Origin of the sequence: Chitinophaga caeni, from assembly GCF_002557795.1 — a bacterium.
In the GTDB taxonomy this organism is placed as follows: Bacteria; Bacteroidota; Bacteroidia; order Chitinophagales; family Chitinophagaceae; genus Chitinophaga; species Chitinophaga caeni.
In genome coordinates this window covers 4,780,080-4,794,459 of the sequence record NZ_CP023777.1, presented here as the reverse complement: position 1 = coordinate 4,794,459, position 14,380 = coordinate 4,780,080, and the positions used below count along the sequence as shown (strand labels likewise).

10 protein-coding genes are annotated in these 14,380 nt (G+C 44.9%); all 10 read left to right on the top strand.

The window, feature by feature from the left end; translation table 11 throughout:
- The first annotated feature begins 364 nt into the window (after positions 1-364).
- From COR50_RS19960 to COR50_RS19915, 10 genes are read left to right on the top strand one after another with little or no spacing between them, the layout of a single operon-like run.
- Positions 365-3,589: a SusC/RagA family TonB-linked outer membrane protein gene (locus COR50_RS19960; protein WP_098195633.1), complete on the top strand. Its 3,225-nt coding sequence runs from the start codon at positions 365-367 to the stop codon at positions 3,587-3,589.
- Between the two features lie 20 nt (positions 3,590-3,609).
- Positions 3,610-5,208 carry a SusD/RagB family nutrient-binding outer membrane lipoprotein gene (locus tag COR50_RS19955; RefSeq protein ID WP_098195632.1) on the top strand — a complete coding sequence of 533 codons (1,599 nt, stop codon included), beginning with the start codon at positions 3,610-3,612 and terminating at the stop codon, positions 5,206-5,208.
- Between the two features lie 32 nt (positions 5,209-5,240).
- Positions 5,241-6,593, top strand: a complete 1,353-nt coding sequence (locus COR50_RS19950; RefSeq protein WP_098195631.1) for a glycosyl hydrolase family 18 protein — start codon at positions 5,241-5,243, stop codon at positions 6,591-6,593.
- On the top strand, positions 6,590-7,555 hold the full coding sequence (locus tag COR50_RS19945) for a glycosyl hydrolase family 18 protein (protein WP_098195630.1): 966 nt from the start codon (positions 6,590-6,592) through the stop codon (positions 7,553-7,555). The genes COR50_RS19950 and COR50_RS19945 overlap by 4 nt, the downstream gene beginning before the upstream one ends.
- Positions 7,555-9,093 (top strand): beta-N-acetylhexosaminidase, encoded by a 1,539-nt coding sequence (locus COR50_RS19940; RefSeq protein WP_098195629.1) that lies wholly within the window; start codon positions 7,555-7,557, stop codon positions 9,091-9,093. The genes COR50_RS19945 and COR50_RS19940 overlap by 1 nt, the downstream gene beginning before the upstream one ends.
- On the top strand, positions 9,077-10,402 hold the full coding sequence (locus tag COR50_RS19935) for a sugar MFS transporter (RefSeq protein WP_098195628.1): 1,326 nt from the start codon (positions 9,077-9,079) through the stop codon (positions 10,400-10,402). Before COR50_RS19940 ends, COR50_RS19935 begins: the two co-directional genes overlap by 17 nt.
- The gene (nagA, locus tag COR50_RS19930; protein ID WP_098195627.1) at positions 10,380-11,564 is read left to right on the top strand and encodes an N-acetylglucosamine-6-phosphate deacetylase; all 1,185 of its coding nucleotides are present in this window, start codon (positions 10,380-10,382) and stop codon (positions 11,562-11,564) included. The genes COR50_RS19935 and nagA overlap by 23 nt, the downstream gene beginning before the upstream one ends.
- A gap of 15 nt (positions 11,565-11,579) precedes the next feature.
- On the top strand, positions 11,580-12,350 hold the full coding sequence (locus tag COR50_RS19925) for a glucosamine-6-phosphate deaminase (RefSeq protein ID WP_098195626.1): 771 nt from the start codon (positions 11,580-11,582) through the stop codon (positions 12,348-12,350).
- A 3-nt stretch (positions 12,351-12,353) separates the two neighbouring features.
- A complete protein-coding gene (locus tag COR50_RS19920) occupies positions 12,354-12,995 on the top strand; it encodes a carbohydrate-binding family 9-like protein (protein WP_098195625.1) in 642 nt (213 codons plus the stop codon).
- A 13-nt stretch (positions 12,996-13,008) separates the two neighbouring features.
- The gene (locus COR50_RS19915) at positions 13,009-14,136 is read left to right on the top strand and encodes an acyltransferase family protein (protein ID WP_098195624.1); all 1,128 of its coding nucleotides are present in this window, start codon (positions 13,009-13,011) and stop codon (positions 14,134-14,136) included.
- Positions 14,137-14,380: the final 244 nt, after the last annotated feature.

Sequence of the window (14,380 nt, the reverse complement as noted above, 5' to 3'; positions counted from 1 at the left end):
CGTCTCTACTCGCACCGATCCCCCGCATCCCAAAAAAAATCCAAAAAAAATTCCTCTACCCCTTGCATTTTCAAACATTATGATTAAATTCGTGTACGTTAACGAAAAACAAGGCTTGCATAAAGCCTTTTAAAATTTGAAAAATCGTTAACGTACACGTTGCCTTCGGGCTTTTTTTAGGATAAATTTCGTGTACGTTAACGTAAATGCATCAACCAAATCATTTGCTGCAGCGCACTTTCTTCATTGTTTCTATGTGTGATTGTATACCAGGAAAAGGATTTATCCGTCTGAACGGGCCTGGCTGGTTTTATTGAAATTTCGACCGTGTACGTAATGAAATAGGTCAACCAAAATTACCACTATGATGAATGTAATTGTAAAATTGCAGCGCCTTTGTTGTTGCATCGGCATTATCTCTTTATGCCACCTGGATACCATGGCTCAATCGCCAGGTATTATCAAGGGTACCATCACCGATGAAGATGGTACCGCTATCCCTAGTGCCAGTATCCTCAATAAGAACAATAAGAAAGTCGTCATCTCCGATCCCAAGGGTAACTTTTCTATCGTGGCGCAAAAAGGCGATAGCATTATTATTCAAATGATGGGATATCAACGCTACGGGTTCTTAACCAATACTACTCAAAAAAATTATGATGTCATTTTGCACTCCGCCGTCCGGAACCTGAAGGATGTCGTGGTAACCGCTCTCGGTATCAGGAGGGAAGAACGTGAATTGGGATACGCCTTCTCCGAAGTTGATGGCGATGCCATCAACAAAGCAAAGGAAACAAACGTGATTAATTCGCTGGCGGGAAAAGTGCCGGGTTTAATTATTAACAGTACAGCGGGAGGCCCTTCCGGCTCATCCAGGGTGATTATCCGCGGTAATACCAGTATTACGGGCAATAACCAACCATTATATGTTATAGATGGTGTGCCGATGGATAATTCCAATTACGGTCAAGTGGGCGATACCAAGTACGCGGAGGGTGTGGATATGGGGGATGCAATCTCCGCGCTGAACCCGGATGATATCGAAAAAATAAGCGTGCTGAAAGGTCCGTCGGCTTCTGCGCTTTATGGCAGCAGCGCCGCTAACGGTGTTATACTCATTACGACTAAAAAAGGTTCCCGCTCGAAAGAATTGGGTGTAGAGCTAAGCAGTACGGCTACTTTCGAAAATCAACTTACGAAACGCGACGGCGTACAATACTTGTACGGCCAAGGGCGATCCGGCCAGCTTCCTTTAGATCAGCAGCAGGCGCAAGGTACGATGTTCATCAACTTTGGACCGAGATTGGATCCTAACATTAACGTGATCGGCTTCGATGGCGTATCCAGGCCTTATGCTTTAGCGGAAGATAATTTTGATAGCTTCTTCAGAACGGGTTCATCCCTGAATAATACCCTTTCCTTGACGAATGCTACCGACAAATCTAACTTCAGGTTCTCTGCCGGCGATTTGAGATATGAGGATATCGTGCCGAATAGTAATATCCGCAGGAATACTTTCAGCTTCAGCGGCCGCTCTAAGTTCGGTGAGCGGTTGGATGTATCAGTCCGGGCAACTTATATGAAGGAGAAAGTGAAAAACCGCGCCGGGCTGGGTGATTCTCCAACCAATATCGGGCAGAACTTCAACGGCTTAGCCAATAATATTGACCAGGCCATTTTCAGCGATACATATAAATCGCCCGGAGGTGATTACGTGGAATGGGGTGGTGGTCAATACCGCTTAAATCCATACTGGGTGCTGTATGAAATGTCGAACCTCACTAACAAGGACCGCCTCACGGGTTCCATAAATGCTAATTATAAGGTTAACAATTGGTTGAATTTGATGGCCAGGGCTTCCACGGACATTACTTTCCTGGATTATCAGAAATACAGTCCTGTTACTACTCCATTGGCTTTGTCTGGTTTGATGAACACGATGAACCAGAAATACACGACCAACCAGGCCGATTTCATAGCAACTTTCACTAAAAAGCTGAATAAAAATATCAAGCTAACTGCCCGTTTGGGCGCCAGTTTAAATCAAAGATACCGCAAAGGTACTACCGGCGCTTATTCTAATATGACGGTAAAAGATGTGGTGAGCATCAACAGTTACCAGGATAAAAGTATCGTGGAAAATAACATCCGCCGCGAAATACGTTCTGCTTACGGCTTGTTAACTTTTGCTTATAAGGATTATTTGTATGTAGATGCAACTTTACGTAGGGATGGTTCTTCCACTTTACCCGGGGGTAATAATGTGTACAGTTATCCTTCTGTCAGCAGTAGCTTCATCTTTACGGATGCTTTCAAAATACATAGCAATGTATTATCGTTCGGTAAGTTCAGGGCTTCATGGGCTGAAGTAGGTAGTGATACCGATCCGTATATGTTGGATGTGTATTACAATTTATACCCGTTCTCATTTAACGGTGTACAACCGGCCAAGTTAGCAACGAGCATCATACCGAATACCAACCTTAAACCGACCCGTACCCGTTCTTTTGAAACGGGCTTAAATATGAAATTCTTCAACGGCAGATTGAATTTCGATGGAACCTATTACACGGCGCATTCGAGGGACCAGATCAATATCGTTCCGGCGCCGGTATCTTCTGGCTATAGTAAGCAGATCATTAACGCGGGCATGATTACCAATAAAGGGGTGGAGCTGATGGTTTCCGGTACACCGATTTCCAAGAAGGATTTCAGTTGGGATTTGTCGGTAAACTTTGCCCGCAATATTAACGAGGTAGAATCCTTGGCGCCCGATGTACCTTTCATTGCGCTGTCCGAAGCCCGCTGGCTGGGCCTGTTAGTGGCTGCCAAACCGGGAGAGAAGTACGGCGCTATCATGGGTTATGATTATCAAAGGGATCCCGGTGGAAACATCATCCTGAATCCAAATACTTTAACACCGGTACCTACGGCAGATAGACGCGTGCTGGGCAAAGGTGTTTTTGATTGGACCGGGGGCCTAACTACGAAGTTTAATTACAAGAATTTTAGCCTGAATGCCGTATTCGATGTGAAATATGGCGCTGATATTTTCTCGATGACGGATCTATTCTTGGTTGTAAGGGGGAGCAGCGTAAAAACATTACCGGGTAGGGAAGAATGGATTGCTTCTGAAGAAGCCCGCATGGCGGCTAAAATGTCGTTGGGCGAATGGAGGGCCGCCGGAAATGTAAAAGGTTACGTGCCGGAAGGCGTCGTGCAAACGGGAACGGATTCCGAAGGGAAGCCAGTGTATGAGAAAAACACCCAAGCAGTGGATCCATCCACTTACTGGAGCCAGTTCTATTCTGATGGCAACGGTATCGCGGTGCCATTTATTTATAAGGCTACTTACGTGAAAGCCAGGGAAATAACCTTGAACTACAGCCTGCCGAGATCCTTCAACCGGAAAATCGGTTTTAAATCGGCATCGGTAGGGTTAGTTGCCAGGAACCCGTTTATACTGTATAAAGATGTTCCGAACGTAGATCCCGATTCCAACTATAACAACAGTAATGGACAAGGTTTAGAATATGGTTCCTTGCCTTCGAGAAGGGGCTGGGGAATCAATTTGAACGTGAAATTCTAAACAGTTAAAGTATTACAGTTATGATGAAGAGTTTATTCAAACAAACAAGATATATTTTACCGTTCTTGCTATTATTGGCGACTTCCTGTAGCAAATTCGGTTCCCTGAATACCGACCCTACCAAGTCGAGCAAAATCAACCCGCAAAGCCAGTTGATCTTCGCGCAATTGTGGTTTTCCGGTGACTTATCTACCCAGGAACGGACCAATAGCATCGTGTTGATGCCGATGATGCAGCAACTGGGCGCTGTATACTATGCCCGCGTAGGTGGGATGTACATCAAGGATGCTACCCGCATGTGGGTGATGTGGGAGAATAGCTATCCGAATGATGTTGTTAACATCGTGGATGCCGTTACCCGAACGAATGGTGTTGAAGGGCAGTCCAACCTGAACGCGATGTGCCGCATTATGAAAGCATACACGTTCGCAAGACTTACGGACCTGTACGGTGATATCCCGTATTTCGAAGCGGGCTCTGCTTACTATACCCAGGTGAAAAGACCCGTTTACGACAAGCAGGAGGATATCTATAATGATTTGCTGAAGGAGCTGAAAGAAGCATCGGCACAATTAGATCCTGCAAAGGACAAGGTGGGTGATGAAGTATTCTACCAGGGTGATATTACTTCCTGGAAAAAGTTTGCCAATTCCTTGAGAATACGTTTGGCGCTTAGAATCGCGGAACGTAATCCCGCTAAGGCCAAGGAAGAAATTACGGATGCTTATAATGCCGATGGCGGCGTATTCACAAGTAATGATGATATCTGTATGACACGCCATATGGATATCCAAAGTACTTATGCCGATGTCAGGGGAAATGCCGTCTCCGTTGCTATCAACCAACAAAGCGGTATGCCCAAGATCGTGAATACATTTCTCGATCAATTGAAGAATACGAATGATCCGCGTATTAACTATATCCCGCGTTGTTATAAGCAAAATTCACCAATGAAACCTTTCGAACGGGAAGATATTACCGAGCAGATCAAGGCGAGCCCTGCTGGGTTAACCGGTTCTAATCCCGGGAAATATGTGTATGAAGATTGGTCGGGTTCCGTAAATATTACCTTGGCCGATGGCAGTCCTTATACCGCGGTGAACGGTGATATTAAATGCGAATTAAATACCTGCTTCATGCGCAACAACGCGCCTTTCTTACATATGACTTATGCCGAACTGGAATTGCTATTGGCCGATGCTACCGAACGTCTTGGCTTAAGCTTGGGTGGAGACGCGGCTTCACATTACCGCGCGGGAGTTACAGCGGCGATGAAACAATTAAGCTTGTACCCGGGTGGTCCCGTTGTAAGCGATGCCGAAATCAACCAGTTCTTAACCGGTAATCCTTTGCAACCGGCAACGGCTTTAAAGCAAATCAATGAGCAGCTTTGGGTGGCGTTAATGTTGAATGGCCCGGAATTATTTGCTAATTGGCGCCGGAGCGGTTATCCTGATTTGCAACCTACCCCTAATTCAGAATCCACTTCCTTGCAAATTCCCAGGCGTTTTCAATACCCGCTGTCTGAAAAAGAGCAGAACGCGGATAACGTGAATGCCGCCATTGAAAGAATAGGTGAAGATGATTGGTTGAACAGGGTTTGGTGGGATAAAGAATAGTCATTCAAATTTTAGGATCAAAATCGAACACGATGAAAAGATATTCATATATATTATTGATATTCACGATTGGGGTTGTTGGCTTTGCTTCGAGTTGTAGCAAAGATGAGGTTAAGGAACAAACGGATAATGCAACTTTTTACCCCAGGATTTTTAATGATGTGTATTTATTCCCAGAATACAAGGATAGTGTGTATATCATGAAAGCCGGGGATACCTTGGCTTTCAGGGGGCTACAGTTTTCGCCCGGCGATAAAGTGCAGGTGGCTTGGTCGGTAAACGATACGCCTGCCGGGGATGGTAAAGAGTACTTTTTCGTTCCGCAAGAAGGTGGTGATTTCCGTATCAAGGTAGAAGCAAGCTATGACGGGATGAGTACCAGCCGTTACCGGGACGTTTTCGTAATCCCTAGTTCATTTACACCGAAACCTTATAACCACGTGGTGATGGCTTATGCGAGTGATACGGCGCAGTATAAGTACCTCGATTTCTCCAAGATGACCCACCTGGCCTACAAGGTCGCAACTGTGACTGCTGCCGGAACCATGGACGTCTCCAAAGGTGAAATCTATAAAAAATCGGATGTCCTGATCGGTAAAGCACATGTAAATGGTGTACCCGTTTTGCTCGGTATCAGTGGGACGCTCTCGGGCGATGGTTGGAGCGTGTATGCCAGTAGTAATTTCGGGAACGCACTAGTTGATATAGCAAAGCGTACCGCCTTAGTGGCCGCTATCAAGGAATATGTTACAGCCAAGAAGATGGATGGCGTTGAAATCCTTATGACGGATATCAACAATACTACCGGGGCGCAGACCAACGCTAACATACAGGCCGCTGGCTTATTTCTGAATGAACTAAGGGCAAGTCTCGGCGCGGATGCCATTATCACGATTACCGTACCGGGTATCCAGTATGCTGGCAGTTATCCCGACTTGTCGGCTGCCAATTGGATCAACGTTCATGCTTACGAGGATGGTTTGCATGTTGGCCCCGGGAAACCTTTAGGGCAACCTTCCGGTTATGATTATTTCGTAGATTGTGCCGAGACCTGGATGGCTAAGTATCCGAAGAATAAATTGGTAATCGGTATACCCGCTTTCGGATTAAGATACACGGCTTTGGACGGCAATGGTAACAATCTCGGTTGGACTTCTTACAATTACATGCCTTATAAACAAATTTTAGCCGCGGATGCAACCGCTTCCGGGAAAGAATATGCAGAGATAGCGGAAGGTGTTTATTTTAATGGTATCCCGCTGGTTACGGAAAAATCAAACTATCTTAAAGAACAAGGATACTTAGGCGCTTACATCTGGGCTGGCGAGTATGATGTTACGACGGAACAATCCTTAACGGCAACTATTCATAATATATTACAATGAGAATCTTAAAACTGGCTATATTTTTTTTGTTGTGCTCCTGCGCCGGGTTGCAGGCCCAGTTCAAAGTAATCGGGTATTTAAGGGTGACAGGTCATATGGTAGATGACTTATCGAAAGTTGACTTGTCAAAAGTGACGCATTTAAACATCGCTTTCATTAACCCAGATACTAATGGGGTCATCCATCCTGTTCCCGGTCTTGATACGGTGGTTAGCATTGCTCATCAGAATAATGTGAAAGTATTACTCTCTTGCGGCGGTGGTAGCAGGCATGCTTACTTTGCCAAGATATTAGCGCCGCCGTACCGGAAGTTGGTCATAAAAAATTTCCTTGATTTCGTGGATCATTACCAGCTCGACGGTATTGATGTGGATATAGAGGGTGAAGATATCGATACTAATTACGAAAGCTTCGTGCTCGGACTGGGAAAGCCGCTGCATAAGAAGGGAAAACTATTAACGGCCGCGGTGGCTTATTACACCCGCAATCGTATGACCGGTAAAATATTGAAGCAATACGATTTTATTAACATGATGGCTTATGATAAAACCGGCCCATGGCGGCCATCCAATCCCGGTCAACATGCGCCGATGTCTTACGTGCTGGATCATATGCTTTATTGGGGTAAGGACCGGGATTTACCCGCTGAAAAGCTGGTTGTTGGTTTGCCTTTTTACGGTTATGGATTTGGCGCTTCGCCGGATACCGGTTTATACCGCTCCATGCAATACAAGGATATCGTGGCCACATTTCCCGGCGCATCCAAAAGGGATGAAGTTGAATTACCCGCTGATGGCGGGACATTATACTATAATGGAATCGCGAGCATCAAGGAAAAAACCGCCGTTGCTGTAAGGCACGGTGGCGGCGTAATGATTTGGCACTTGTTAGCCGATACTACCGGGAACGAATCCTTATTAAACACAATACACGAAACGATCATCAAAAACGGGGGCAAATAATGTTTAGGAAATTCATCGCGTTATGTTTATGGGTAGTGTGTTGTGTGAATACTGTATTTGCGCAACGGGAGGATTTTCATATCAAGGGATTTCATCTCGATCTGAGGATCCAGGTAATGAAGATGCCCGTGTTAAGGCAATTTGTTAAACACCTGGCCGACAACGGAATCAATACCCTGGTGATGGAATGGGAGGCGAGCTACCCTTACCGGGAACATGCCGTGATTTCTAATCAATATGCCTATAGCCGTCAAGAGGTGAAAGACTTTATCAATTATTGTGATAGCTTACATGTGGATGTTATTCCTTTGCAACAAAGTTTCGGCCATGTAGAATATATCCTGAGACATCCCAGGTATAAAAACTTGAGGGAAGACAGTAAGGATTATTCCCAGGTTAATCCTACCAAGGATGCTGAGTGTAAAGCTTTGTTCAAGGATTTATACAAGGACATGATCTCAACACACCATTCCAAGTATATCCATATCGGCGGTGATGAAACGTATTTACTCGGTCATTCCAAAGCATCGCGGGAAAAGGTAGCCAAGGTTGGAAAGGGGAGATTATACGGGGATTATATCAAGATGTTATGCGACCTGGTGGTTAGCCTGGGAAAAATACCCGTAGTTTGGGCTGATATCGCGCTCAAGTACCCGGATGCCTTGGAAGGTTTGCCGAAGCAAACTGTATTCGTAGATTGGAATTATGGTTGGCCTTTAGATAGGTTCGGAGATCATTCCAAGCTCATGCGGAGCGGCTTCGAAATATGGGGATCGCCTGCAATCCGCAGCGGACCAGATAATTACTTCCTGTCGGATTGGGCCAAGCATTTCGATAATATAAGCACGTTTATCCCCCAAGCAAGAAAACTGGGCTATAAAGGCATCGTGATGACTTCCTGGTCTACTTCAGGCATTTATTCTCCCGTTTTTGAATCGGCAACCGATATTGTTGATCTATATGCAGTGAGGCGGGTGTATCCACTTTCTGGCTTCAATATGCTGGTAGATGCTTACTTGAGGTCCGTTGAAGCTTCCTCGCCGCTAAATATCCGGCAGTTTATTGACCAATATTGCAAGGAAAAATTTGATTTTAATCAGTCGCAATCCGGGAAATTTTGGGCTGCCTTAAAAGCCGCTCCTTATGAAGTAGTGCAAGATACTGTGCCGGTAGCCGGCATTTCAATTGCAGCTTTATTGGATAGCGCTCAACAAAGCGCGGAAGTAATCCGCAGGTTACAACCTCGGAAAAATTCGGCGCTATACGGCCATTACTTATTGATGGCAGATATCCGCGTGTTTTATTTAAGCTGCATGGAAATTCAATACCGTTTGAATAAGGATGATTTTAATCCGGCTATTGCTGGAAAGTTGTTAAGTCAATTAAAGCGACTGCATCCTGAAAAATTGGATCAAAGATTTGCATTGTTAAATAAAGATTGGCTGTATCCCGCTGAAATAGGCGAAGAAAATAGGCTAAGAAACTATAAATGGCATTTGTTAAAGCAGAAACTGGAAGCCTATGTCCGTTCAAACTAAGAATAATACTTTTACGGCCATCGTCATCATTGCCATGATGTTTTTCATCTTCGGTATTTTGACCTGGATCAATTCCATCTTGATTCCTTATTTCAAGATCGGTTGCGAACTCAATAATTTCCAATCTTACCTGGTAGCTTTTGCCTTTTATATCGCTTACCTCGTGATGGCAATCCCTTCGGGATTATTATTGAAGCGTGTGGGTTTCCGGAAAGGCATCATGATAGGGTTCTGGACGGTAGCAGCGGGAGCATTCATATTCGTACCTGCCGGGTTAAACCGTTCATACCCGCTTTTTCTTACAGGCCTATTTGCTATCGGTGTTGGTTTGGCAATATTGCAAACGGCCGCCAATCCTTATGTTACAATTTTAGGGGATAAAGAACGTGCGGCGCAAAGGTTCAGTATCATGGGTATTTGCAATAAGATGGCCGGGATTTTAGCGCCGTTGGTATTTGCAGCATTGATTATTCGACCGGGCGATCAACAGGTGTTTGATGCGCTACCCACGATGGATGCACTTACCAAGGAACGTACGCTGGATGAACTAATAGCGAGGGTGTCGACTCCTTACGCATTTTTGAGTGCAGGATTATTTCTATTCGGTTGCTTTATCCGGTTTTCTCCTTTACCCGATTTGGATGCAGATGAAGAAAAGAACCCCGCACTTATGAAAGGGAAGAAAAGTATACTCGATTTTCCACATTTGGTATTGGGAGCTTTTGCCATCTTCTTTCACGTGGGGTCACAGGTGATCGCGGTGGATAGTATCATTAATTATACAACGAGCATGGGAGTACCATTGGCGGAAGCCAAGGTTTTTCCCGCGTACACGTTAACCGCTACGATCATTGGCTACCTGTTGGGGATTATCCTGATACCAAGATTTTTTAGCCAATTACAAGCGCTCCGTTGGTGCACGATCCTGGGGTTCGTGTTAAGCGGCTGCATCCTCGTAACGAGCCAAGAAGTCCATTGGTTGGGACATGCCGTGGATCTATCCGTTTGGTTGATCGTGTTGTTAGGCTTTGCCAACTCCATGATCTGGGCAGGTATATGGGCTTTGGCGATGGATCGGCTGGGGAGTTTCGTAAAAACGGGGGCATCCTTATTGGTGATGGGCTTATGTGGTAATGCCATTTTACCATTGATTTACGGTTACTTAGCAGACAGGACTGGCTTACAAAGCGCTTACATTGTTCTGTTGCCTTGCTACGCTTACTTGATATTTTATGCATTTCATGCTTACCGTTTGAAAAGTTGGAAAAGGAGGATCAAAATTGATTATGAAGTACCTGAAACTGTATAACGGGAAAATTATTACCCCCGGTGGAATTATAAATGGAGGTTCCGTAGTTATAGCGGATGGAGTTATTGTGGATGTTTTGAAGGATGATGTCGACATACCGGGTGCGCAGCTCCTGGATGCCGGGGGCGCTTATATCGCCCCGGGCTTTATCGACATGCATGTACATGGAGGCGGTGGGCACGATTTCATGGACAATACCGTGGAAGCATTTTTGCAGATAGGTGCTATCCACGCCAGGTATGGTACCACGGCCTTGTTGCCCACTACCTTAAGTTGCGGGATGGATGATTTGATGAAAACATTGGATACCTACGAAAAGGCGCATCCGCTTAACCGCGGGGGCGCTACTTTTTTAGGGATGCATATCGAGGGACCGTATTTTGCAATGTCTCAAAGGGGGGCACAAGATCCCAGGTATATCCATCATCCGGATCCTAATGAGTATGAACGGATATTGGAAAAATATCCATCTATTGTTCGCTGGAGCGTGGCGCCTGAATTACAAGGGGCTGTGGAGATGGGGATAAAATTGGTGCAGCGTGGTATTCTTCCTTCTATTGCACATACTGATGCGATTTATGAGGAGGTGCTGAAAGCTTACGACGCGGGGTTTACCCATGCCACGCATTTTTATTCTGCCATGTCGGGTGTTACGCGACGAGATGCTTTCCGTTATGCCGGTGTCGTGGAAAGTGCGTATTTACTGGATGATATGACGGTAGAGATAATTGCTGACGGGGTGCATCTTCCGGAAGCATTATTAAAACTCGTGTACAAAATTAAGGGCGCGGAACATACGGCCCTGGTAACGGATGCCATGCGTGCGGCTGCTATGCCGGAAGGACCGTCGATCTTGGGTAGCCTGCATAACGGATTGGAAGTTATTGTTGAAGATGATGTTGCGAAACTACCGGATCGAAAAGCCTTTGCGGGTAGCGTGGCCACGGCTGATCGCCTGGTGCGGGTAATGATTAACAAGGCCGGCATTCCTTTGCAGGATGCGGTTCGGATGATGTCTTTAACACCTGCAAGCATCCTGAAAATACAAGATAAAAAAGGCTCCTTGGAGAAAGGAAAAGATGCGGATATCGTGTTGTTTAATGAAAATATTGATATACAAACTACCATCATCAAAGGGGAAATAGTTTACCAAGTAAAGTGAGATTAAAATAATAGCATGGAAAAAGTGTTTCACGTTGATTTATTACAAGTTAAAGTTTATAATGACCGTACTTCAATGGGCGAAAATGCTGCTGCTGAAGCAATCTGCATATTGAAAGACTTGTTATCCCGAAAGTCTGAATTAAATATCGTGTTTGCAGCAGCGCCTTCTCAAAACGAGTTCCTTGCCCATTTGAAACAAGCGGAAGGTGTTGATTGGACAAGGGTCAATGCTTTTCATATGGATGAATATACCGGTTTACCCGTTTCCGCACCGCAATCGTTTGGGAATTTTTTGAAAGCAAGGATATTTGAAGAACTTCCGTTCCGCGAAATATTTTATATACGTGGTAACGACGGGGACGCTGAATGTGAACGCTATACCAAAATATTAGAACAACATCCTCCCGATATAGTATTTATGGGTATCGGTGAAAACGCGCATCTCGCATTTAATGATCCCCCGGTAGCCAATTTTGATGATCCGCTTAAAGTCAAGCTCGTACCCCTGGATCTTGCATGTAGGCAGCAGCAGGTGAATGACGGTTGCTTTATTAGCTTGGAGGAGGTGCCTAGGGAAGCTATTACGCTGACGATCCCCGTTTTAATGTCGGCGCCGCATATTTTCTGCATGGTACCCGGGTCTAGGAAGGCCGCGGCCGTATTTAATTCGCTTACACAAGCCATTCAAACATATTACCCGGCATCGATCCTGCGGATGCATCCCGGCGCAACCTTATACCTGGATAAACAAAGTTTCGGAATGATGAGTACACAAAATATTTAGTGCATGCAGCAATTGAAAGTACCGTTTTGTATGGCTAGCACACCCTGGCAATTGGAGGAAATCAGCAATGTTTTAGACGGGCAGGCAATGATCCCGATCGCATGTAATCCCTGGCCGGAATTTGGGCACGAAGTAAAAGCAGGGTTCTCGATGGCGCATTGCAGGGAAGCCATTTTATTGAAGTATTACGTGGAGGAAAGTTACCTGCTGGCGGCTGCTACCGCTAACGGGGAAGTGCATAAAGATAGTTGCGTGGAATTTTTCGTAGCCTTTGACGGTGATGAGCATTATTATAACCTGGAATTTAATTGCATCGGTTGGTACAAGGCCGGTTACGGATCATTCCGGGAGAACAGGGATACCTTACCTGCCGAAGTAACGGATCGTATCCAAACAGCAACAAATATCCGTTCCTCCGTTCAAAACGGGGCAAGACGTTTTTATTGGGAACTTACGATGGTATTGCCCTTGGAAGTATTTTGTTTCCACGGGATACAGGGATTGTCGGACTTGAAAGTAAGGGGTAACTTCCACAAGTGCGGCGATGAATTACCTACCCCGCATTTCCTTACTTGGAACCATGTTCGTGCAGAAGAACCGGATTTTCACCGCGTGGAAGATTTTGCAGACATTTTATTTTTATAAATCTTTAAAAGCTATGCAAGCCGCCAGGGAAAGATATCAAGCTTTAGATGTTTTGCGGGGCATGACGGTCGCCTTTATGATAATCGTCAATACACCCGGCAGTTGGAGCCATATTTATGCTCCTTTACAACATGCGGAATGGCATGGATTTACGCCAACCGATTTGGTCTTTCCTTCATTCCTGTTCGTTATTGGGAATGCCTTCAGCTTCAGCATGAAAAAATTGCGCAGCATTGGTGCGGCATCATTTTTAATAAAAGTAGTTTACCGTGCTACGATGATTTTCGCGATCGGTTGGTTGTTAAATGCATTTCCTTTTGTTACCTATGTTGATGGGCATTATACTTGGAAAGATTTCTCAGCCATCCGGTTATGGGGCGTATTGCAGCGAATCGGGTTCTGCTACTTTTTTGCAGCCTTGTTGATGTATTACTGCAATAGAAGAACCTTGATATTGGTTTCCATATCGATTTTGTTAGCCTATTGGGGGATTTTATACTTTGGCGGGGAAACGGGAGCGCAATATACGCTTGCCGGAAATATCGTGGGGAAGATAGATTTAGTTTACCTACCGCCCAAGAACATTTACCCCCATTATGAAATTCCATTTGATCCCCTGGGTTTGTTAAGCTCATTCCCTGCAATCGTTAATATCATTGCGGGTTTTTTGGCAGGGTCGTATTTACAATCTTCCGGGCAAGCAAAGAAATCAGTCGTACGGAACTTGTTACTTTCCGGTTTATTACTATTGCTTTTGGGCTTGGCCTGGTGGCAAGTGTTCCCGGTTAATAAGGCCTTATGGACCAGCTCCTACGTAGTATATGCTACCGGTTGGGATTTGTTGCTACTAGCGATCTTGATCTTGGTTATAGATATATTTTCATGGCGCAGATGGTGTAAGATTTTCGAAGTGTTCGGGAAAAATCCGCTATTTATTTATATACTTTCCTGGGCCTTGATCGTGTTATTAGGTATCATGCATCTACCTTCGGGAGCATCCGTTAAAGGTTGGGTTTATGGCTATTTCACGATGGCTTTTCCTCCAAAGTGCGCCTCTTTAGCATTTGCCCTGTTGTACAGTTCCTTGATGTGGCTGGTGGCATGGTGGATGGATCGAAAAAAATGGTATATAAAAGTGTAATCTTCTCGCTGTGTTGATAACCCCGCCTGTGCATTGTTTCCAACACATCTTTCAACATTTCGCTGATAATTTCAATCGTTGAACTTTTTTCCCGGGATGAGAAAATACCCTGTGATAGGTATTTTCTTAGGTGTCGGTTCTATTTAAATTTGCAATATAGATTGATATTCATTATCATTGCTGTACGGCTAAAATCGCATCCAATTTACTTGGATTCCTTACTTGGTCAAGGACATAAGCGAAG